Source organism: Streptomyces sp. NPDC059909 (genome assembly GCF_042730885.1).
Classification (GTDB): domain Bacteria; phylum Actinomycetota; class Actinomycetes; order Streptomycetales; family Streptomycetaceae; genus Streptomyces.
Genome location: NZ_JBHWKX010000102.1, coordinates 1 through 19514 on the forward strand (window position 1 = coordinate 1; position 19514 = coordinate 19514).

The 19514-nt window shown below is 71.6% G+C and carries 19 protein-coding genes and 2 pseudogenes; 15 read left to right on the forward strand and 6 right to left on the reverse strand.

The window, feature by feature from the left end:
• The first annotated feature begins 150 nt into the window (after positions 1-150).
• The 3 genes from ACFV9O_RS36050 to ACFV9O_RS36060 all read left to right on the forward strand — a co-directional run bounded on the left by ACFV9O_RS36050 (position 151) and on the right by ACFV9O_RS36060 (position 2263).
• Positions 151-1362: an acyl-CoA desaturase gene (locus tag ACFV9O_RS36050; RefSeq protein ID WP_385426033.1), complete on the forward strand. Its 1212-nt coding sequence runs from the start codon at positions 151-153 to the stop codon at positions 1360-1362.
• A gap of 88 nt (positions 1363-1450) precedes the next feature.
• Entirely contained in the window at positions 1451-1633 is a 183-nt protein-coding gene (locus ACFV9O_RS36055) for a hypothetical protein (RefSeq protein WP_385426036.1), read from the forward strand.
• An 81-nt stretch (positions 1634-1714) separates the two neighbouring features.
• Positions 1715-2263, forward strand: a complete 549-nt coding sequence (locus tag ACFV9O_RS36060; RefSeq protein WP_385426038.1) for an MOSC domain-containing protein — start codon at positions 1715-1717, stop codon at positions 2261-2263.
• Positions 2264-2397: 134 nt separating this feature from the next.
• On the opposite strand, the gene ACFV9O_RS36065 is transcribed toward ACFV9O_RS36060, so the two are convergent.
• From ACFV9O_RS36065 to ACFV9O_RS36085, 5 genes and pseudogenes are all read right to left on the reverse strand, one after another.
• A complete protein-coding gene (locus ACFV9O_RS36065) occupies positions 2398-3813 on the reverse strand; it encodes a tannase/feruloyl esterase family alpha/beta hydrolase (protein WP_385426041.1) in 1416 nt (471 codons plus the stop codon).
• A 114-nt stretch (positions 3814-3927) separates the two neighbouring features.
• Positions 3928-4740, reverse strand: a complete 813-nt coding sequence (locus tag ACFV9O_RS36070) for a hypothetical protein (protein ID WP_385426043.1) — start codon at positions 4738-4740, stop codon at positions 3928-3930.
• 284 nt (positions 4741-5024) lie between these two features.
• Positions 5025-5348 carry a hypothetical protein gene (locus tag ACFV9O_RS36075; RefSeq protein WP_385426046.1) on the reverse strand — a complete coding sequence of 108 codons (324 nt, stop codon included), beginning with the start codon at positions 5346-5348 and terminating at the stop codon, positions 5025-5027.
• A 69-nt stretch (positions 5349-5417) separates the two neighbouring features.
• A pseudogene (locus ACFV9O_RS36080) lies at positions 5418-5516 on the reverse strand (PadR family transcriptional regulator); the annotation flags it as partial.
• Positions 5517-6039: 523 nt separating this feature from the next.
• The gene (locus ACFV9O_RS36085; RefSeq protein ID WP_385426049.1) at positions 6040-6639 is read right to left on the reverse strand and encodes a class I SAM-dependent methyltransferase; all 600 of its coding nucleotides are present in this window, start codon (positions 6637-6639) and stop codon (positions 6040-6042) included.
• Between the two features lie 196 nt (positions 6640-6835).
• On the opposite strand from ACFV9O_RS36085, the gene ACFV9O_RS36090 reads away from it, so the two are divergent.
• The 9 genes from ACFV9O_RS36090 to ACFV9O_RS36130 all read left to right on the forward strand — a co-directional run bounded on the left by ACFV9O_RS36090 (position 6836) and on the right by ACFV9O_RS36130 (position 16538).
• A complete protein-coding gene (locus tag ACFV9O_RS36090) occupies positions 6836-7657 on the forward strand; it encodes an MHYT domain-containing protein (protein ID WP_385426052.1) in 822 nt (273 codons plus the stop codon).
• A gap of 54 nt (positions 7658-7711) precedes the next feature.
• Complete coding sequence (locus ACFV9O_RS36095; protein WP_385426054.1) at positions 7712-10390, forward strand: nitrate- and nitrite sensing domain-containing protein; 2679 nt, start codon at positions 7712-7714, stop codon at positions 10388-10390.
• Complete coding sequence (locus ACFV9O_RS36100; RefSeq protein ID WP_385426057.1) at positions 10387-10824, forward strand: roadblock/LC7 domain-containing protein; 438 nt, start codon at positions 10387-10389, stop codon at positions 10822-10824. Before ACFV9O_RS36095 ends, ACFV9O_RS36100 begins: the two co-directional genes overlap by 4 nt.
• A gap of 21 nt (positions 10825-10845) precedes the next feature.
• A complete protein-coding gene (locus ACFV9O_RS36105) occupies positions 10846-11259 on the forward strand; it encodes a DUF742 domain-containing protein (protein ID WP_385426060.1) in 414 nt (137 codons plus the stop codon).
• Positions 11260-11559: 300 nt separating this feature from the next.
• Complete coding sequence (locus tag ACFV9O_RS36110; RefSeq protein ID WP_385426062.1) at positions 11560-12504, forward strand: nucleoside hydrolase; 945 nt, start codon at positions 11560-11562, stop codon at positions 12502-12504.
• A gap of 147 nt (positions 12505-12651) precedes the next feature.
• Positions 12652-13512, forward strand: a complete 861-nt coding sequence (locus tag ACFV9O_RS36115; RefSeq protein WP_385426065.1) for a pentapeptide repeat-containing protein — start codon at positions 12652-12654, stop codon at positions 13510-13512.
• 297 nt (positions 13513-13809) lie between these two features.
• Positions 13810-14370, forward strand: coding sequence for a type 1 glutamine amidotransferase domain-containing protein (locus ACFV9O_RS36120; RefSeq protein WP_385426068.1), 561 nt, complete (start codon positions 13810-13812; stop codon positions 14368-14370).
• A gap of 25 nt (positions 14371-14395) precedes the next feature.
• A complete protein-coding gene (locus ACFV9O_RS36125) occupies positions 14396-15643 on the forward strand; it encodes a hypothetical protein (protein ID WP_385426070.1) in 1248 nt (415 codons plus the stop codon).
• A gap of 289 nt (positions 15644-15932) precedes the next feature.
• Positions 15933-16538 (forward strand): ATP/GTP-binding protein, encoded by a 606-nt coding sequence (locus ACFV9O_RS36130; protein ID WP_385426073.1) that lies wholly within the window; start codon positions 15933-15935, stop codon positions 16536-16538.
• An 11-nt stretch (positions 16539-16549) separates the two neighbouring features.
• Here the strand turns inward: ACFV9O_RS36130 and ACFV9O_RS36135 are convergent, their stop codons facing one another.
• The gene (locus ACFV9O_RS36135; RefSeq protein WP_385426082.1) at positions 16550-16978 is read right to left on the reverse strand and encodes a PPOX class F420-dependent oxidoreductase; all 429 of its coding nucleotides are present in this window, start codon (positions 16976-16978) and stop codon (positions 16550-16552) included.
• Positions 16979-17159: 181 nt separating this feature from the next.
• Between ACFV9O_RS36135 and ACFV9O_RS36140 the strand changes: the two genes are divergently transcribed.
• From ACFV9O_RS36140 to ACFV9O_RS36150, 3 genes and pseudogenes are all read left to right on the forward strand, one after another.
• Positions 17160-17573 (forward strand): roadblock/LC7 domain-containing protein, encoded by a 414-nt coding sequence (locus ACFV9O_RS36140; RefSeq protein WP_385426076.1) that lies wholly within the window; start codon positions 17160-17162, stop codon positions 17571-17573.
• A gap of 108 nt (positions 17574-17681) precedes the next feature.
• Positions 17682-18800, forward strand: a complete 1119-nt coding sequence (locus ACFV9O_RS36145) for a DUF6397 family protein (RefSeq protein WP_385426079.1) — start codon at positions 17682-17684, stop codon at positions 18798-18800.
• 299 nt (positions 18801-19099) lie between these two features.
• A pseudogene (locus ACFV9O_RS36150) lies at positions 19100-19423 on the forward strand (VOC family protein); the annotation flags it as partial.
• Positions 19424-19514 lie beyond the last annotated feature (91 nt).

Genomic DNA, 19514 nt, shown 5'->3' on the forward strand with positions numbered 1-19514 from the left:
CCGGCAGACCCGGACACCCGGCGGCCCTCAACGGCCACCGGGCACCTAGCCCTGCCCACACCCAACCTGACCTGCTGGTATTTACGCGTCAGAGCAGTTCAGGGGTCGAGCGCGCCGGCCGGCGCGACGGCCGAGAGACCGGAGACCGTCATGTCCCAGGCCAGTGCCACTGCTCCCGCCATCGCCCCCGTCGGCGAGCCGGCCCCGCCGCCGGGCGGGCGTTCGGCCCCGACCGGAAGCCGCTCGGGAGGCCGGTTCGGCGGCCCGTCCCGAGACGCGGCCGGAGGCAGCGACTTCGCGCCGCTCCTGCGGACGGCCAGGGAACAGGGCCTCCTGGAACGCCGCACCGGGTGGTACGCACGCGTCATCACCGTCAATCTCCTCGCTCTGGCCGCCGTCGTCACCGGCATCGTGTTCATCGGCCCGTCCTGGTGGGTGCTCCCGCTCGCGGTGCCCTTGGCCGTGCTGTCCGCGCGCACGGCGTTCATCGCCCATGACGCCGGCCACGCACAGATCACCTCCGACCGCCGGGCCGGCCGGATCATCCAGCTCTTCCACGGGAACCTGCTGCTGGGCATGAGCCAGGACTGGTGGAACGACAAGCACAACCGCCACCATGCCAACCCCAACCATGTCGACAAGGACCCCGATGTCGCCCCGGACGTCCTGGTCTTCAGCAAGGACCACGCCACGGGCCGCACCGGACTGCGCGGCTGGCTCACCCGGCACCAGGCCTGGCTCTTGTTCCCGCTGACCACCCTCGAAGGCATCGCCCTCAAGGTCTACGGCTTCCAGCACGTCTTCTCACGGCCGCAGGGACAGGGACGCAGGGCCCCGGCCGGCGGGCGGTTGGCCGAGGGCGGACTGCTCATCGCCCACGTCGCCGGGTACCTCACCCTGCTGCTGACCCTCCTCACACCGCTTCAGGCCCTCGCCTTCGCCCTGCTGCACCAGATGCTCCTCGGGCTCCACCTCGGCGTGGCGTTCGCACCGAACCACAAGGGCATGGAAATGCCCGACCCCGCGAGCGGCGAGCGCTGGGGCCATCTCCAGCGACAGGTCCTGACCTCCCGCACCATACGGGGCGGCGCGCTCACCGACTGGTTCCTCGGCGGCCTCAACTACCAGATCGAGCACCATCTCTTCCCGAGCATGCCCCGCCCCCACCTGCGGCTCGCCCAGCCGCTGGTCCGGGCCCACTGCCGCCGGCTCGGCGTGCCCTACACGGAGACCGGGCTGATCGACTCGTACCGTCAGGCCCTCGGCCACATGCGTGAGGTGGGCGGTGAGCTGCGCGGGGAGGCGCAGGGGCAGGACGACTCGACCGGCTCGTCCCGACGCACGACGGAAACCGCCGCGTAAGGGATCGACGGGCAGGGAACCGGCGGCCACGCGGGCGCGTTCTCACAACAGGAGTCGCGGCCGGAGGCCGCGAAGGAGGGCGTCAAAGATGTCGACAGGTGCGAAGATCGCCATCGGGGGAGTGGCCGTGGGCCTGCTCCTCTGGCCACTGATCGGATTCTGGATGTCGCTGCTGGTGATCGTCGGAGTGCCCGCCGTGGCCTACTTCGCGCTCGACCCCTCGCAGCGCCGCCGGCTCCGCCGGATCAACCGCAAGCAGATCGGCCGCTGACCAGCCAAGGTCATCGCCGCCCGTGCCGGAGGTAAGATCATCGGGAGAGGTCACCGGCACGGGAGAGGGGAGCCCCGCGCGATGAGCATCGGCGGACGCGTCACCACGGTCAGCAGCAACGGCGAGTACTCGTTCACGAAACCGAACAGGGAGAGCATCACCCTCCTCGCCGGGCTCGGTGTCGAGGGCGACGTCCACGCCGGCGTGACCGTCAAGCACCGCTCCCGCGTCGCCCAGGACCCGACCCAGCCCAATCTGCGCCAGGTCCACCTCATCCATGAGGAGCTCTTCGACGAGGTACGGGAAGCGGGCTTCGAGGTCCGCCCGGGTGAGCTCGGCGAGAACGTCACGACGAGCGGCATCGATCTGCTCGGCCTCCCGACCGGCACGGTGCTCCGCCTCGGCGCCGAGGCCGTCGTCGAGGTGACCGGACTGCGCAACCCGTGCCTGCAGATCGACCACTTCCAGGACGGGCTCCTCAAGCAGGTCGTCGGCCGCGATGACGAGGGCGCCATCGTGCGCAAGGCCGGGATCATGTCGATCGTCAGGGCGGGCGGCGTGGTGCGGCCCGGCGACACGATCACGGTCGAGCTGCCGGACGGGCCGCACCGGCCCCTGGAGCGCGTCTGAGGCCACGGCCCCGGAGCGCCTCCCTGAGGCCGCGACCGCTGAACGCGCGTCACAGGCCTCGGTCGCGGGAGAGCTGAGGCCGCGGTCCGGGAAGGGCTTCCTGAGGCCGCGGCCCAGGACCCTGAGGCCGCGCCTCAGCCCAGCGGGCAGGAGTTGACCACGTCACCGCCCTCGGGCCTGCCGATCACCCGGTCCGATGGCGGTGCGACCCCGTCCTCCACCCACGCGGTCAGCGCCGCGAACGCCGAACGGTGACAGGGCAGGATCGGGCGCAGCCGGTCCGGGTACGTGTCGTACAGGCCGTCGGTGTGCGTGCCGTCCTCCACCGTGTAGTAGCGGTGCAGCGTCGAGCGGCCGCGGTCGTCGATCATCCGGGCGTACACGTCGGAGTCCTGACGGATCGGCAGCAGCGTGTCCAGATCCCCGTGCAGCGTGATCAGAGGCTTCCCGATCCGGCCCGTCAGCGCCACCTTCGCCAGTGCCCGTCGCACGGACGAGGGGCGTGACGCGAGGTCGTACTCCGCGTCCGAGGCGCAGGCCGCGAAGATCTGTTCCGGCGTCGAGCCCGCCGACGCGCCCGGGCAGCCCGGGTCGTACGACGGGTCGAACTCGGCCCGGAAGATCTTCTGGGTCAGCCCCCAGTAGGCCTTCTCGTGGTACGGCCACAGGAACTGCGAGCCGGGGGCGAAACCGGCCGCGAGGAGATCGTCCTCACCGGCCCGGCCGAGGGTCCTGGCCACGGTGACGGGCAGGCTCGTCAGCAGGTTCGGCCCGTTCGAGGTCCACAGGACGCCCTCCCAGTCGACGCCTCCGTCGAACAACTCCGGGTGGTTCTCCAGCTGCCAGCGCGTCAGATAGCCGCCGTTGGAGATGCCCGTCATGTACGTCCTCGCAGGCCCGTGCCCGTAGCGCTGCCGCACCACGCGCTTCGCGGCCCGCGTCAGCTCCGTGACGCGGCGGTTCCACTCCATGACGGCGTCACCGGGCCGCCGGCCGTCCGTGAAGAAGTCGGGTCCCGTGTTGCCCTTGTCGGTGGCTGCGTACGCATACCCCTGCGCCAGGACGTGGTCGGAGATGAGGGCGTCCGTCGCGTACTGCCGCCGAGTACCCGGGGCACCCGTGACGACCAGCCCGCCGTTCCACCGGTCGGGGAGCCGGATCACGAACTGGGCGTCGTGCCGCCAGCCGTGCGTGGCGTTGAAGCGGGAGTCGTCCGGGAAGTAGCCGTCGATCTGGATGCCAGGCACCCCGGACGGATTCCGGGTGCCCGAAGCCGCCAGGCCGGCCTGGTCGGCCATGTTGGTGTACGCGGTACCGGCCAGCGCGGCCGTCGTCAGATCGCCGAGACAGGCCGACTGCTGATGGTCCGCTCCGGCCACCCGGAGCTGGTCCTGACGGGCGCAGTGGCCGCGTGCCGGCGCCGCCTCCCCTTCCGCCTCCGCCGGGCGGGCGCTTGCGAGGGACGTCGTGGTGAGCGCGAGCACCAGCGCGGCGAGGAGCGGAGTCCTCCGCGGCGCATGGAGCAGACGGGACAGGCGGAACAGACGCATGGCGGCAGGCCTCCGGATGGACGACGAACAGGTGGGTGCGCCGCCACATCGTGCTGGGCCCCAGTTCCTACGGCCATGGGCCCGGACCACACCTTGCCCCGGCCGTCCATGTGCTCAGGAGGGGCGTACGGCCATCTTGTCCAAGGCCTCCAGCAGACCTGGCAGTTCGGGCCCGCGCCCCACCGGCAGCACCTCACCCGGTTCGTCGTCGAGCAGCACGAAGGCGATGTCGTCGGTCCTGGCCACCAGCGACCAGCCCGGCCCGTCCGCGCGCAGCATCCGCGCCCCGTCCGGAGCGAAGCTGGACCGAACCCGCCCGGTCGGCGGCGCCTCGTCCACGTAACCGTGCAGCTCCTTGAGCACCCGCTGCACCCCCTCGTGCGGCTTGGCCGGCTCCTCGTCGTCGGCCGTCTGCTCGCCGGGCTGGACGAACGTCACCTGGTCGCCCACCTGCTCGCGCCAGACCGTCCACTGCAGGGCGATCTCGTCCGCGCCCAACCGCCGCTGGGCGGGACCCCATGTGTCCGTGTCGGGCGGGGCGAGATGTGGTCCGTCGCCGCCCTCGTCCTCCGGATCATGGGGCGCGGGCACACCCGGAGCGACGGTCGCGACCTCCAGTGGCCAGCCGGGGAGTGCCGCGACCACGGTCCGGTCGCTGGGCGACAAGTCGTACTCCATCCCGCAGTCCCATGACGCGATCGCGACCGCGACGAGTGAGACGTCGTCGACCACGACCGTCCAGCGGGCGCCGGCGCTGTCCTGGCCGAGGACGAGGCCGTACCCCTCGGCGTACGGCTCGAGCCCCAGTGAGGCACACGCCGCCGGGAAGTCGTCGCCGAGCACGCTCGGGAACTGCGCAGGTGTCAGCAGCAAGGCGGTCAGCACATAGAGCGTGTCGTCGTCGGCGACCTCGTCCGTCCCGGCCACAGCACCTCCCCATCCGATCGTTCGTCGGCGCACCCTAACCAGTGGGTAACGCCGACGTCGAGAGCCTGCGGCAGGGAATGTGATCCACGCGCCCATGCCGCCCGTACGCCCGACCTCGCGCCCGACCTCGCGCCCGGCCACGCGCCCGACCTCGCGCCCGGCCACGCGCCCGCCGGCTCACGCAGCCGCGCACCCGTCAGCGCCGGGGTCCGCGCACCCGCCCGGGCACCCGTTGTGCCGACGTCTGCGCACCCGCTCGGTGTCGGGTCACGGGCCGCGCCATGTCATGCCACGGGCAGCCCCAGGAGGCTGCGCGCCACGGACTGCGGGGACTCGTCGCGCTCGCGCGCGAGGGCGATGACCGCCCGGCAGGCCAGCTCGTTCACCCCGAAGGACAGCGCCTCGGGCGACACCCAGCTCGCCGCCTCGTCGAGCCTCTGCTGATCGTCCTCCGCACACGCGGACACGTACGTCGCGGCGGCCTCGAATATGTTGTGCTGCCGCGCCCGCGGGGCAGGGGTGGGAGCCGCGATCCGCTCACCACCCCGCCCGGACACGAAGAGCTTGCGGATTGTCGCGATCACCCTGTCGAACACCCTGGCCACCATCCCTGTATGTTCACCCGTTCGGCGTACCCCGCCGGTGCGACAAGTCTTCCCCCAACATGGCTGGCAACCACGCCGCGCTCGCCTGGCAATCGTGAGGGCACCCCGCCGGTACGGGTCGTCGAGCTCCTCCGCCCGCAGTGGCCGGTCGCCCTCATGGAAGAAGCTCGCGGCGTTCGCCGTGCCTCGTCAGAACAGGACCGCGAGCATTTGGGTCAGGCCGCGATGAACGGCACTTTGCGTAGACGAGGCCTTCGGCCGTCCTTCCCGGCGATCGGCGGTGTCGCCGAGGGACCATCCCCGCGCCGGCGGGGATGGTCCCATCCGCCTGGCCACCGGGCGCAAGGCCGGTGACTGCCCCCCTCCGGCGCCCCGCGGGGATGGTCTCGTGACCAGGAGTACGGTTCCGCCGCGGCCGATCTGCTCCCCGCGCTCGGCGGGGTTGATGCCGGGACCGACGGTTTGTCTAAGATCCTCACTGGTTGGCCCGTGCCCGCGAGGATGGTCCCGACTATGCAACGGTCGTCATCGGGATGGGCAACTGCCTACGGAGATGATTCCGACCCGAGGTTCTTGTAGTACGCGGTGGATCTGTGCTCCCCTCGCCATGGGGATGGTCCCATGATGTTCGACGCCCCCGAGGCGTTCGTACGCTGCTCCCCGTCACTGCGGGGATAGTCCCACCAAGCGTGCTTCAGCCCGGACGTACCGCCAGTGCCAGGAACCGCGCGTCCTCGTCGGCGTACGACACCATCCGCCAGCCCGAACCGTCCAGCAGCGGGCGGAGATTGTGCTCGGCACGGAGATCGTCGTCGGTGATCTGCCGGCCCTGGCGCGCGGCGAGTGCGGCCCGCCCTATCGGGTGGAAGAGCGCGAGCCGCCCGCCCGGGCGTACCACGCGTGCCAACTCGCTCAGATTTGCTTCCGGTTCCGGCAGATGTGCGACGAGACCGGCGGCGAACACCGCATCGAGCGACTCCGAACGCAACGGCAGCCGGGCCACATCGGCGAGCAGCAGCCGCCCTTCCCGGTCCCGCCCGGCACGAACCGCGGCGTCCAGCATCTCCGGCGTCAGGTCGGCCCCGATGACCGTGCCGCCGGGTCCCACGGCATCCCGCAGTGCGGGCAGCGCACGCCCGGTGCCGCAGCCCGCGTCGAGCACGGCGTCACCGGCGCGCACGCCGAGGGCCGCGACGCCGGCGGCGTAGGCGGGGCCGTCGTCCGGGAAGCGCGCGTCCCAATTGGCGGCGCGGGCGCCGAAGAACTCCTGCACGAGTGTCTGGTTGACGGTCATGCGGACATGATTCCGCAGACGCCCGGCCGACCCACCGTCAATTCCCCACCTCTGCAGTACGCGTCGCTCACTCAGACGTTCGATGCACATGTTCGAGCGCGGCACGATCGTTCTGGAACGTCTCTCTGTCATATTCCATCAGGTTTCGAAATGCGCCCCTGCCGCGCGCCCCCGGCAGGACTAGCGTCCCTGAGCCATGGGACACCTGGACCACGCCACCTTCGGCTGGCTGACCCCCGTGCTGTCGTACGCGATGGCCTGCATCGGCGCCGCCCTCGGCCTCCGCTGCACCGTACGCGCGCTCGAAGCGACCGGGAGTTCCCGCCGCAACTGGCTCATCACGGCCGCATCCGCCATCGGAACCGGCATCTGGACGATGCACTTCGTCGCCATGCTCGGCTTCGGCGTCACCGGCACCGACATCCGCTACAACGTGCCGCTGACCATCCTCAGCCTGATCGTCGCGATGCTCGTCGTCGGCGCCGGGGTCTTCGCCGTCGGCTACAGCCGCGACCGCGTCCGCGCCCTGCTGCTCGGCGGCCTCACCACCGGGCTCGGCGTCGCCAGCATGCACTACCTCGGCATGGCAGCCCTGCGTCTCCACGGCGAGGTGCGCTACGACCCGCTGCTGGTCGCGCTCTCCGTCGTCATCGCCGTGGTCGCCGCCACCGCGGCCCTCTGGGCGGCACTCAACATCAAGTCACCCGTCGCGGTCGCCGTCGCGTCCCTCGTCATGGGCGCGGCGGTCAGCAGCATGCACTACACCGGCATGTTCGCGGTCGGCGTGCACGTCGAGCCCTCGGGCGGGTCACTGCCCGGGGCCACGGCCATGCAGTTCATCTTCCCCCTCGCCGTCGGCCTCGGGTCCTACCTCTTCCTCACCTCCGCCTTCGTGGCCCTCTCCCCGACAGCTCGGGAACGCGCGGCCTACGCCTCGGCCGAGCGGATCACCGAACCGACCGCCGAACCGGCCGCCGCACCCACGGCCGGATCCACGGCCGCGCCCACCGTCCCGTAGCCCCATAAGGCCGCCCCGCCGCACCCACCGCCCCGTATACGGAACGAGGAGGCCATGCGCACACCTCGCAGCACCCCCGGCGCCGACACGCCATCACCGCACGGCCCCACGTCCCCGTCCAGGTCCAAGGCCACCAGGGCCGCTCCACCAGCACGCGGCCGGCGTGCCCACGCCGGCCCGCCCGCGGACGAAGCGCCCCTGCCGGGAACGGATCACGGCGCCGCGCCACGGTCCGAGGGGGGCCGCCCCCGTGAACGATGGCGGCTGCGCCCCCGGACCGTACGCGCCAAGATCGTGTCGCTGCTGATGGTGCCCGTCGTCTCCCTCCTCGCCCTCTGGGGCTTCGCCACCGTCACCACCGCGCAGGACGTCGCCCGGCTGCGCCAGCTCCGCGACGTCGAGGACCGCGTCCGTGAACCCGTCGCCGAAGCCGTCACCGCCCTGCAGGCCGAACGCCGCGCAGCCCTCCGCCAGCTGACCATCCCCGGCCCCGAGCGCGCCGCAGACCTCCAGCAGCAGGCCAAACTCACCGACTCCGCCCTCAAGAAGCTGGCCCTCGACGACACCCACACCGTCGCCGACGCCGGCGACCTCCCGAAGGCCGTCGCCGGGCGCCTCGGCGGATTCGTCGCATCCGCCGCCGAACTCCCCGCCCTGCGCACCGATGTCCTCGCCCGCAAGGCGGAATGGGACCGTACGTACGAGAAGTACACCGCCACCATCACCTCGGCGTTCGGCGTCACCGGCGCCCTCACCGGCATCCAGGACACCGCACCCGGCTCCGACGCACGCGTCCTCCTCGAATTCGGCCGCGCCGCCGAGATGCTCGCCCGCGAGGACGCGCTGCTCACCGCCGCCCAGACGGCCAGAACCTTCAGCAGCGAACGCCTGCGGCTGTTCACCGGCGCCGTCGAGACCCGTCGCGCCCTCACCGAATCCGCGGTCGCCGACCTGCGAACCCCCGAGCGGGCCGCCTGGCGCGCACTCACCTCCCAAAGCGGCTACCAGGCACTGCAGTCCGCCGAGGACAAGACCCTCACCGCCCCGGCCGGCCGCCGCGCCGCCGAGGCCGTACCGGCCACCACCTGGGAGGCCGCGCACAGCACCGTACGCACGGCGATGCACGACATCGAGACCGGTGCACGGCAGAGCGCCGCCGATCGCGCCGACCCCTTCGCCCAGGGCCTCCTCACCGTCGGCGGCGGCGCCGTCCTCCTCGGGCTCGCCGCTGTCGCCGCCTCGCTCGTCATCTCCGTACGCATCGGACGGGCCCTCGTCGTCGAACTCGTCAGCCTCCGCAACACGGCCCTGGAGATCGCCCGGCACAAACTGCCCCACGCCATGCGGCGCCTCCGCTCCGGCGAGGAGATCGACGTACAGGCCGAAGCCCCGCCCGGACCGGCCCCGCAGGACGAGATCGCCGAGGTCGGCGAATCCCTCTCCACCGTCCACCGGGCCGCCCTCAGCGCCGCGGTCGAACGCGCGGAGCTCAGCCGCGGCATCTCCGGCGTCTTCGTCAACCTCGCCCGCCGCAGCCAGGTCCTCGTCCACCGGCAGCTCAATCTGCTCGACAGCATGGAACGCCGCGCCGAGGACCCGAGCGAGCTCGGCGACCTCTTCCGCCTCGACCACCTCACCACCCGCATGCGACGCCACGCCGAGAGCCTGATCATCCTCTCCGGCGCAGCGCCCGGCCGTGCCTGGCGCATGCCCGTACCGCTCACCAACGTCGTGCGCGCCGCCGTCTCCGAAATCGAGGACTACGCACGCGTCGAGGTCCGGCAGCTCCCGGAGAGCGCCGTCGTCGGCGCCGCCGTCGCCGACCTCACCCACCTCCTGGCCGAACTCGTGGAGAACGCGGCCCAGTTCTCGCCGCCCCACACCAAGGTCCGCGTCAGCGGCGAACCCGTCGGCAACGGCTACGCGCTCGAGATCGAGGACCGCGGCCTCGGCATGGGCAAGGAGGCCCTGGCCGAAGCCAACCGGCGCATCGAGCAGTCCGAGGCGCTCGACCTCTTCGACAGCGACCGGCTCGGACTCTTCGTCGTCAGCAGGCTCTCCGCCCGCCACGCCATCAAGGTGCGGCTGCGGACCTCGCCTTACGGGGGAACCACCGCCGTCGTGCTGATCCCGACGCCGCTGCTCCAGAGCGCGCTCCCGGCCGGAACCGGAGCGGGAGCAGGGGCCGGAGCGGGTGCCGGCGCGTCGGCAGCGGCACGCCCCATGGGCGGAACGTCCTCGTCGGACGCCCACTCCTCAGCGCGCGGCGATCAGCCCGCGCCACGGCCGGCCGGCGCCATGGCAGGCCGGCGCCTCATCGAAGCGCAACCCGACGACGCACCGCCCCCGCCGCCCGGCGTCATCGCGCTCCGGCTGCGTGGCCGCCCCCAGTCCGCCCCGCAGCCGGAATCCCACCAGCAGTCGCAGTCCCACCCGCACTACGGGCCCGAGTCCCACCCCCACGACGACGCGGGCGGTCTCCCACGCCGCGTCCGGCAGGCCAGTCTCGTCCCCCAACTGCGCGAAGCACCCAAGCCCGAAGCACCGGAGGCGGCCGACCGCACCGCCGGCACCACTCCGGAACGCACCCCGGAACAGGCCAGGGACCGCATGGCCGCCTACCGCGCGGGCTGGGCCCGCGGAGGCGGCGCCGCCCCCGGCCGACCCACCCACAGCAACGCTCACGGCCATGCCCCCGGCAGCGCCCACCCCAGCGAAGGAGACGACGCATGATCGACCACGAGAGGATCACCCCTTACCAGCGCTCCGGAGAACTCGACTGGCTGCTCGACGACCTGGTGCTGCGCGTGACCGAGGTCCGGCACGCCGTCGTCCTCTCCAACGACGGCCTGGCCGTCGGCGCCTCCAACGGCCTGACCCGCGAGGACGCCGAACACCTCGCCGCCGTCGCCTCCGGCTTCCACAGCCTCGCCAAGGGCGCGGGCCGCCACTTCCACGCAGGTTCCGTACGCCAGACGATGGTCGAGATGGACGAGGGATTCCTCTTCGTGGCCGCCGCGGGAGACGGCTCCTGCCTGGCCGTCCTCAGCGCCGTGACGGCCGACATCGGCCTGATCGCGTACGAGATGGCCCGCCTCGTCAAGCGCGTCGGCGAACACCTCCACACCCCGCCGCGCATGTCCACCACGCCGCCCGCCGCCGGCTGACCGGAGGGAGGCTCCACCGCCATGAACGAAGCCGGCGACGGCGACCCGGAACTTCAGGGCAGCCGCTGGTACGACGCAGAAGCGGGACCCCTCGTCCGCCCGTACGCCATGACCGGAGGGCGTACGCAGCCGGGCCCCGGCACCGTGCGCTTCGACCTCATCGCCCTCGTCGACGCCGTCCCCGACGCGGTGGGCCGGGCCGAGGAATCCCTCCTCGGCCCCGAACACCGGGCCCTGCTGACGCTCTGCCGCGCCGAGACCCAGTCCGTCGCGGAACTCGCCGCCGACGCCGACCTGCCCGTCGGCGTCGTCCGCGTCCTCCTCGGCGACCTCCTCGAGGCCGGCTACGTGACCGTCAGCCGGCCCGTACCGCCTGCACAACTGCCCGACGAGAGGATCCTCCGGGAGGTGATCGAAGGACTCAGGGCGCTGTAGGGCGTGTGCGATGGGCCGGGATCCGCCGCCTCCGTCAGGACGACCGGTACACCGTCGGCGAAGCCGCACGCCTCAGCGTCGATCAGTTGTAGCCCGGGGGTCGTCAGCGAAAGCAGTGTCAAGGTATCCATGCCCGCACCCGCCGAGCGACGTTCCCTCTCGGCACACCGGGGATCGACCATCTCGTCGCACACGACGCGCGGGAGGCACGTATCCGGGCCGGATCGGGGCAGACTGGGTACGCACGATCCACCCTGCCCCCTGATGCGGAACCGGACGCCGACGCTGCAGAGGAGCACCGTGCCTGTCCCGATCATCATCGACTGCGACCCCGGGCACGACGACGCCGTCGCGATCCTGCTCGCGGCCGGGGATCCCGCCGTCGACCTGCTCGCGATCACGACGGTCGCCGGCAACCAGGTGGTCAAGAAGACCACCCTGAACGCCCGCCGGATCTGCACCGCCGCCGGAATCACCGACGTGCCCATCGCGGCCGGCTGCGCGCAGCCACTCGTTCAGCAGTTGTACGTGGCGGACGACGTCCACGGGGACTCGGGCATGGACGGCCCCCGCTTCGGCGAACCCACCGTGGACGCGCTCCCGGAGCACGCCGTCGACCTCATGTACCGGATCCTGACCGGGCATCCGGAACCCGTCACTCTCGTCCCCACCGCCCCGCTGACCAACATCGCCCTGCTCTTGACCCGCTACCCGGACGCAGCCGCGCACATCCGGGAGATCGTCCTCATGGGCGGCTCCACGGAGCGCGGAAACCGCACACCGGCAGCCGAGTTCAACGTGTACGTCGACCCCGAGGCCGCCGACATCGTCTTCCGCAGCGGCGTACCCGTGACCATGTGCGGGCTCAACGTCACCCATCGGGCCCTCGCCACCCCCGACGTGCTCGCCCGCCTCGAAGGGCTCGGCACCGAGCTCGGCCGTATCTGTGTGGAGCTGATGACGTTCTTCGCCTCCACCTACCGGCGGCTGTGGGGCTTCGAGGCGCCACCGCTGCACGACCCTGTGGCGGTGGCCCGCGTGATCGATCCGTCCATCGTGCACTGCGTCGACGCGAGCGTGGTCGTCGAACTGCGCGGTCAGCACACGCGGGGGGCGACGGTCGTGGATCTGCACCAGTACCTTGACCGGCCTGTCAACGCGCAGGTGGCGGTGGCGCTGGACGGCGAGAAGTTCTGGGACCGGGTGATCGCGGCCGTCGACACGCTGGGGAAGCGGAAGGGCTGAGGCCGCCGGGTGCGTCGTGGTCCCGCGGTGCGGGGCAGGCCCGGGGCGTCGAGCGCCGTCATCCGGCCCGCGCCCGCCCGAGGGCCCTGCGACCTGGGAGACTGGGCGGCGAAGCCCGTGCTCGACCAGGAATGAGGAAGCGCCCCCGTGCCCGACACACGCGAAGATCCCGGCACGCACGACGACGCGGCACCCGCCGCACAGCGGTCCGGCCTGCAGGGCGACTGCGGGAACTGCTTCGGGCTGTGCTGCGTCGCCCTGCCCTTCTCCGCCTCCGCCGACTTCGCGTTCGACAAGCCCGCAGGTCAGCCCTGCACCAACCTCCGTGACGACTTCCGCTGCGGCATCCATACCGGGCTCAGGGAGCGCGGATTCTCCGGCTGCACCGTCTACGACTGCTTCGGCGCAGGCCAGAAGGTCTCCCAGGTGACTTTCGGCGGGCGGAGCTGGCGCGAGGCCCCCGGCACGGCGCGCGAGATGTTCGACGTCTTCCCCGTCATGCGGCAACTCCACGAACTGCTCTCTTACCTGACCGAGGCGCTGACCTTCTCGGCAGCCCACCCCCTCCACGCGGACATCCGCCGCCTCCTCGACGAGACCGAGGCCCTCACCGGCCGCGACGCGGCAGCCCTCCTCGCCGTCGACGTCCCCGCCCACCGCGCGCAGGTCGGCGAACTGCTGCTCCGTGTCAGCGAACTCGTACGTGCCGAGGCCAAGCCGGGCCGCAGGAAGAACCGTCGCGGAGCCGACCTCCTCGGCGCCCGCCTCGCCGGTGCCGACCTGCACGGCGCCAACCTGCGCGGAGCGTGTCTCATCGCCGCCGACCTCACCGGTGCCGACCTGCGGCTGGCCGACCTCCTCGGCGCCGACCTCCGCGACGCGGACCTCCGCGGCGCCGATCTCACCGGCAGCATCTTCCTCACCCAGCCGCAGCTCCGGCAGGCCAGGGGCGACGCACGGACGAAGCTGCCGCGGGCCCTGTCCCGCCCCGCGCACTGGTCGTCGTAGCCGCCGTGGCGTCGTAGCGTGGTAGTGCCGTCACAGACTTCGTACGGCGCCATCGATATAGGCGTGTGTCGGCGCGCGGTCACCGGCGCGCGCTGCGGGCACAGGCCCGCGCCAGGGGCATAGGCCCACGAATGGGGGGTACGCGCGAGCCAAGTCGGGCCGCGTCCCGCAGGCGTGCTCCGGCGCCGCCCGCCGGACCGGCACCGAGAACCCGGGGACACCGAGAACCGGGACACTGAGCACCCGGGGCACCGCAGCTCGGGGGCACCCCGAACCGGGGAAAGGAGTGCGACCACCATGAACATCGCCTTCCTCATGGCGCCCAAAGGCGTCGAACAGATCGAGTTGACCGAACCCTGGCGGGCCGTCGCCGCCGCCGACGACACACCCTTGCTGCTCTCCACGAAGCCCGGCCGGATCCAGGCCTTCCACCACCTCGACAAGGGCGACACCTTCCCCGTCGACCTGGTCGTACCGGGCGGTTCCGTGACGGACTACGCCGCTCTCGTACTGCCCGGAGGCGTTGCCAATCCGGACGCGTTGCGGATGGACGAGAAGGCCGTTGCGTTCGTACGGGCCTTCTTCGAGGCGGGCAAGCCGGTCGCGGCGATCTGCCACGCGCCCTGGATCCTCGTCGAGGCCGGCGTGCTGCGCGGCCGGACCCTGACCTCCTGGCCCAGCCTGCGCACCGACATCCGCAACGCGGGCGGCATCTGGGTCGACGAGGAGGTGAAGGTCTGCCGCGAGGGTCCGAACACCCTGATCACCAGCCGTAAGCCGGCCGACCTCAAGGCCTTCTGCTCGGCCTTCACGGCCGAGTTCGCCAAGGAGTCCGCCGGGGCGGGCGCAGGCCGCTGACCGGGGTCTTCGGAGCGGAGCAGCCATGCGACTCACGCATCTGTCACCTCTCTACGAGCGCCCCGGCCCCTGGGCGAGCGTCTGTGTCGGCGCACTGAGTGCCAGTGAGGCCACGCAGAGCGAGCGCGACGTCGCCGTCCGGGAGATCTGCCGGGAGCTGGGCCGGCAGGGAGCCGACGAGACCACTGGCCGGGCGGTTTACGACGCACTGACCGAGTGGCCGGGACCCGTGGGAGCCGCAGGCCGGGCCGTGTACGCCGCCCACGGCGAGGTCGTACTCGATCCGCCGCTCACCGCTGCACCACGTGTTCCCGAGATCCACTGGTCCGCCCTGCCGCGCGTTGCCCCGCTGCTGGACCTCGCGGTCCAGGAACCGGTCTGCCTCGTCGCGTACATCGACAGCACGGGGGCCGACCTCGAGATTCGCGGTCCGCGGGGGAGCCGCCCGGCGGGCGAGGTGGAGGGCAAGGACTGGCCGCTGCAGGGCAGTGCCACTGCCGACTGGTCCGAGCGGCACTTCCCGATGAGCGTCGGGAGGCACCTTGGGCAGGCGCAGGAGCCGGACACCTCGGTACAGGGCGTCTCGGCCCAGGGCACCCGGGTGCGGGACGTCTGGGCGGGCGGTGGCCGGGTAAGGGAGGCCGGTGACGGCACGATCCGGGACGAGGATGCGGGACAGGTCTCCGCCGCCCTCGCGCTCTGCCAGGAAGAGGCCCGCGCCGATCTGATCATCCTGGTCGGCAGCGACCGCGAACGCCGCGCCGTCGTCGAGCGGCTGCCGGAGCCCCTGCGTCCGCTCACGGTCGGCACGGGGTACGGCAGCCATGCCCGCGGTGCCGGTGCCCGACTGCGCGACACGGACGTCGAACGCGCCCGCCAGGAGCATCTGCGCCGGATCGAGGCCGCTGAGCTCGATCGCTTCCGCGTCCCCGGTACGCCGAATGCCGAGGGGGTCCCCGCGCTGGTCGAGGCGGCCCGCGATCACCGCATCGCCGAGCTGCTCATACGCCTCGAAGGGCCCGACGCCCGCCGCGAGGTGTGGGTGGGCGCCGAACCCGATCAGATCGCGGTGCACCGCGGCGACACCCTCCACCTCGGCACGGGCAGTGCCGAGCCCGCGCGCGCCGACGACGCCCTGCTGCGGTCGGTGGTGGTCAACGGCGCCGACGTCCTCCGCGTACACCCGGCCGGCGGCGAGACGGCCGGCGACGAGACTGCCGACGGTCGCGGCATACCCGCCGGGGGGCTCGCAGCGCTGCTGCTCCCACGGTGACCGGCAGCGCCCGGTGGCCTTCCGCCCTGCCACTTCCGGGCAGGACGAACAGTCGCGCCCATGCGAATTGCGATTTCATCCGAACACCTTTTGCGTCCGGAACAGTCACATCCTGCAAAAAGCGATCTCGCCACCCGGCCCAGGACCCTGATTGCCATACTGCTCAACGCCACACAGAACAGTTGTACTGGTGCCGGCCTCTCGCTCAGCCCGCCGTTCCCAAGGCGGCTCCGGCGGCTTTGACCTGGGGCTCTACCTGGCGGCCCACACCCGACGAGAGAAGTGATCGATGGCCCCCGAGCACTCTGGCAGCACCGGCGGAGAATCCACCGCTCTCGCGCTGAAAATACTGGTCGCGGGCGGCTTCGGGGTCGGCAAGACGACCCTCGTCGGGGCGGTCAGCGAAATCCGTCCGCTGCGCACCGAAGAGCGGCTCAGCGAGGCCGGCCAGGGGGTCGACGACACCGGGGGAGTCGACCAGAAGACCACGACGACCGTGGCCATGGACTTCGGCCGGATCACGATCCGCTCAGGGCTGTCCCTGTACCTCTTCGGTACCCCCGGGCAGGACCGCTTCTGGTTCCTGTGGGACGAGCTCTCCCAGGGCGCACTCGGAGCAGTCGTCCTCGCCGACACCCGCCGCCTCGAGGACAGCTTCCCCGCCATCGACTACTTCGAGCACCGCAGCATCCCCTTCGTCGTCGCCGTCAACTGCTTCCCAGGAGCGCGCACATACGGCGCACACGAAGTCTCCCGCGCCCTCGACCTCGACCGGGGTACCCCCGTCGTGCTGTGCGACGCACGCGACCGCGACTCGGGCAAGGAGGTGTTGATCCGCCTCGTCGAGTACGCCGGGCGCATGCACACCGCCCGGCTGCTCAACTCGGTCGGCTGACCAGGCGCCGGTCAGTCGGTGAGCCCGGCCTCGCCCCGTACGTGCTCGATGCGCACCCGCACCACCAGCTCGCCCGGCACGCCGTTGCGGGCACCGAACTCCTCCGCACGCTCCTCACCCATGTACCGCGCGGCGATCCGGGTTGCCCAATGACGCAACTCCCCGGGATCCTCGCTGAGTTCCGCCCGGCCACGAATCAGCACGAACGAGAACGGCGGCCGGTCGTCGTCCACACACAGCGCCGCACGCCCGTCCCGAGCCAGGTTCCGGCCCTTCACCGTCTGTTTCCCGGTATTGAGAACGACATCGTCACCGTCCAGCACGAACCAGACCGGTGCCACGTGCGGACTACCGTCCTCGCGCACAGTCGACAGTTTCCCGGTGCGCGTCCCCTCGGAGACGAACGCCCGCCATTCCTCCTGCGTCATCTGCTTCGACATGAACCCATCCTCGGATGCCGCCGGCCGCACGGAAAGCCGACTCTCCGCGGTCACCGTGCGGCACTTGCTGCCGTGCGCCCGTAAGGACTCCTTGCCGGGACGGGGACAGTGAGGAAGGCTTGCGCGCAGCACGGCGCAACGGGGTACAAACGGGGAACACATGAACGGGGAGGAACGCAGAATGGCGTTGGACAAGGGACTCGACTGGCTCCTGGACGACCTGACCAAGAGGGTCGAGTACATACGGCACGCACTCGTGCTCTCCAACGACGGCCTGGTCACGGGCGCCAGCACGGGCCTCGCACGGGAGGACGCCGAGCATCTCGCCGCCGTCTCCTCCGGCCTGCACAGTCTCGCCAGGGGCTCGGGCCGCCACTTCAGGGCGGGCAAGGCCCGTCAGACGATGGTCGAATTCGACGACGCGATGCTCTTCGTCACGGCGGCGGGCGAGGGCAGCTGCCTGTGCGTCCTCAGCGCGGCCGAGGCCGATGTCGGCCAGGTCGCCTACGAGATGACCCTCATGGTGAACCGCGTGGGCGAACATCTCGCGGTGGCCGCACGCCAGCCGGGCCGCGTGACACTCTCCGATTTTTGAGTGCCCCACTTCCGTCGTGATCCGGGTTATCCACAGGCCCGGCGGGGAGTCGTTCGGGCGGGTTACATTCGTCACTGAGAGTATTCGTCACGTACGGGGGAGACCGACATGACCGACACGAGCACCGGCATGCCCGAAACCGTGGCCTTCGGGCGGGCCGCGACGGCGTTGGAGCTGAAGCGCGGCGAGTTCGACCTCGCCGTGCAGCTTGGCTACATCCGCGTGGCAAAGGGGAAGCCCCCGGGGAAGGGCCGTGTGTCCCGGGAGGAGATCGACCGGCTGCGCGCGGCCGACGGCTTTCCCGACGAGCTGCGCGAGCGCGTCCGCACCGTCGGCACGGCCGAGGCGGCCGAGCTCATCTCCACCACTCCCAGCCGCTTCACCCGGCTGGCCCGCTCTGGCCACGTCACGCCCGTCAGGTTCTATCTGAACCGCTACCGCGCTGTCGTCTGGCTCTATCTGGTTCCGGAACTGGAGGAGTTCGCGGCGAGGAACCCGGATCTGCTCGACGGAAAGTTCCCGGCGGCACTGCGCGCCAGGCTCGACGACGGTGAGGACTGGCGCGCCCGCAACTGGCGCGGCAGGCGCCTCGGCATCCTGCTGCGCCAGTCCGGCGACCCCTGGGAGCGTACGGCGGCGATCGCGTCGCTCCTCGACCCGGTTCAGGTGGCAGAGGTCGTCGACGACCCGTACGAGCGAGCGCATATGGAGCGCCTGCGGCCCGAACCGCCCTATGGGCGCACGGAGTCGCTGGCGGTCCGCGACGCCACGGACCGCCTGCTGCTGGCGGAGGACCCGGACGAGATCCTGTGGCACCGGATGAGCCTGGCCCTCTCGCTGGACGAGGCCCGCGCCTCGGGCCCGGCCCCGCGCCCGGACGGTGAGCGGCTGCGACTGCCGTATCCCGGCTCGCCGGACGATGATGCATCACTGGGCCGGCCCGGCTCGGACATCTGCATCGACACCGGCTGTACGGACACCCGTCCAGGCCCACGCCCAGGCACCGGTCACGGCGCCGGTCCAGGCGCGAGTACGGCCCCTGCTGCAGGCGGGGGTGACGGAGCACCGGCCGTACCGGTGCCCCGCCAGGTCAGCGACTGGCGCCTCCCCGTTCCACCGGGCCGGGACGAGGGCGGCGGCAGGCACAGGGCGCCGACCAGGCGTCTGTCCAGGGGGCTGCTCACGCGGCTGCGTCTGCGCAAGCCGTCGCCGTCCGCCCCCGGATGACGCCCCGTCGCCGGTGGCCGGCGGCCTCTGCCGCCCGGCGGTTCCCGCCGTTTCCTCGCGGCACGCCGGTCGGAGGCGTCGCTGTCGAGGAGGACACGAATCAGGGGCGGACGTTCGTGCTGGCTACCGGCGTGCCGGCTGCGCGGGTCACCGGCCTGAGCCTCGGGGACGGTGGGGAACGCCGCGGGCTTCCTCAGCCGCCGCGGCCCTTACGAGTTCCCCCGCGATTGAGACGGGGGGTGAAGCGGGCGATGGTGTGGTGCCAGCCCGCCCGATCGCCGTCCTGGCAAGATAGCGGCGTGGAACGTGTGCTTGGAATCGGTGGATATTTCATGCGGGCCGCCGACCCGGCGGCCCTGAGCGCGTGGTATCGCGATTGCCTGGGCCTGGACGCCGATGAGAACGGCCTGTGGCGTCAGGGAGCCGGGCTGACGGTGTTCGCGACGTTCGAGTCCGAGACCGACTACTTCGGGTCCCGCGCCCAGCAAAACATGCTCAACTTCCGGGTCCGCGACCTGGATGCGATGCTCGCGCAATTGCGCGCCAAGGGAGCGGACGTGGCCAAAGAAACGCAGGACATGGAGGGTGTTGGTCGATTCGGCTGGGTCACCGATCCTGAGGGTTTGGAGCTGCTGCCGTTGAAGTGCACTCAAGCGTGTTCTGGTGAGCGGGGGTGTGTACGGGTGGTCTTTGCGTGCCTTGGTCATCGCGCCC

Coding starts and splice junctions, on each gene's coding strand:
- ACFV9O_RS36050 (WP_385426033.1), top strand. CDS start 151: ATGTCCCAGGCCAGTGCCACTGCTCCCGCCATCGCCCCCGTCGGCGAG.
- ACFV9O_RS36055 (WP_385426036.1), top strand. CDS start 1,451: ATGTCGACAGGTGCGAAGATCGCCATCGGGGGAGTGGCCGTGGGCCTG.
- ACFV9O_RS36060 (WP_385426038.1), top strand. CDS start 1,715: ATGAGCATCGGCGGACGCGTCACCACGGTCAGCAGCAACGGCGAGTAC.
- ACFV9O_RS36065 (WP_385426041.1), bottom strand. CDS start 3,813: ATGCGTCTGTTCCGCCTGTCCCGTCTGCTCCATGCGCCGCGGAGGACT.
- ACFV9O_RS36075 (WP_385426046.1), bottom strand. CDS start 5,348: ATGGTGGCCAGGGTGTTCGACAGGGTGATCGCGACAATCCGCAAGCTC.
- ACFV9O_RS36085 (WP_385426049.1), bottom strand. CDS start 6,639: ATGACCGTCAACCAGACACTCGTGCAGGAGTTCTTCGGCGCCCGCGCC.
- ACFV9O_RS36090 (WP_385426052.1), top strand. CDS start 6,836: ATGGGACACCTGGACCACGCCACCTTCGGCTGGCTGACCCCCGTGCTG.
- ACFV9O_RS36095 (WP_385426054.1), top strand. CDS start 7,712: ATGCGCACACCTCGCAGCACCCCCGGCGCCGACACGCCATCACCGCAC.
- ACFV9O_RS36100 (WP_385426057.1), top strand. CDS start 10,387: ATGATCGACCACGAGAGGATCACCCCTTACCAGCGCTCCGGAGAACTC.
- ACFV9O_RS36105 (WP_385426060.1), top strand. CDS start 10,846: ATGAACGAAGCCGGCGACGGCGACCCGGAACTTCAGGGCAGCCGCTGG.
- ACFV9O_RS36120 (WP_385426068.1), top strand. CDS start 13,810: ATGAACATCGCCTTCCTCATGGCGCCCAAAGGCGTCGAACAGATCGAG.
- ACFV9O_RS36125 (WP_385426070.1), top strand. CDS start 14,396: ATGCGACTCACGCATCTGTCACCTCTCTACGAGCGCCCCGGCCCCTGG.
- ACFV9O_RS36130 (WP_385426073.1), top strand. CDS start 15,933: ATGGCCCCCGAGCACTCTGGCAGCACCGGCGGAGAATCCACCGCTCTC.
- ACFV9O_RS36135 (WP_385426082.1), bottom strand. CDS start 16,978: ATGTCGAAGCAGATGACGCAGGAGGAATGGCGGGCGTTCGTCTCCGAG.
- ACFV9O_RS36140 (WP_385426076.1), top strand. CDS start 17,160: ATGGCGTTGGACAAGGGACTCGACTGGCTCCTGGACGACCTGACCAAG.
- ACFV9O_RS36145 (WP_385426079.1), top strand. CDS start 17,682: ATGACCGACACGAGCACCGGCATGCCCGAAACCGTGGCCTTCGGGCGG.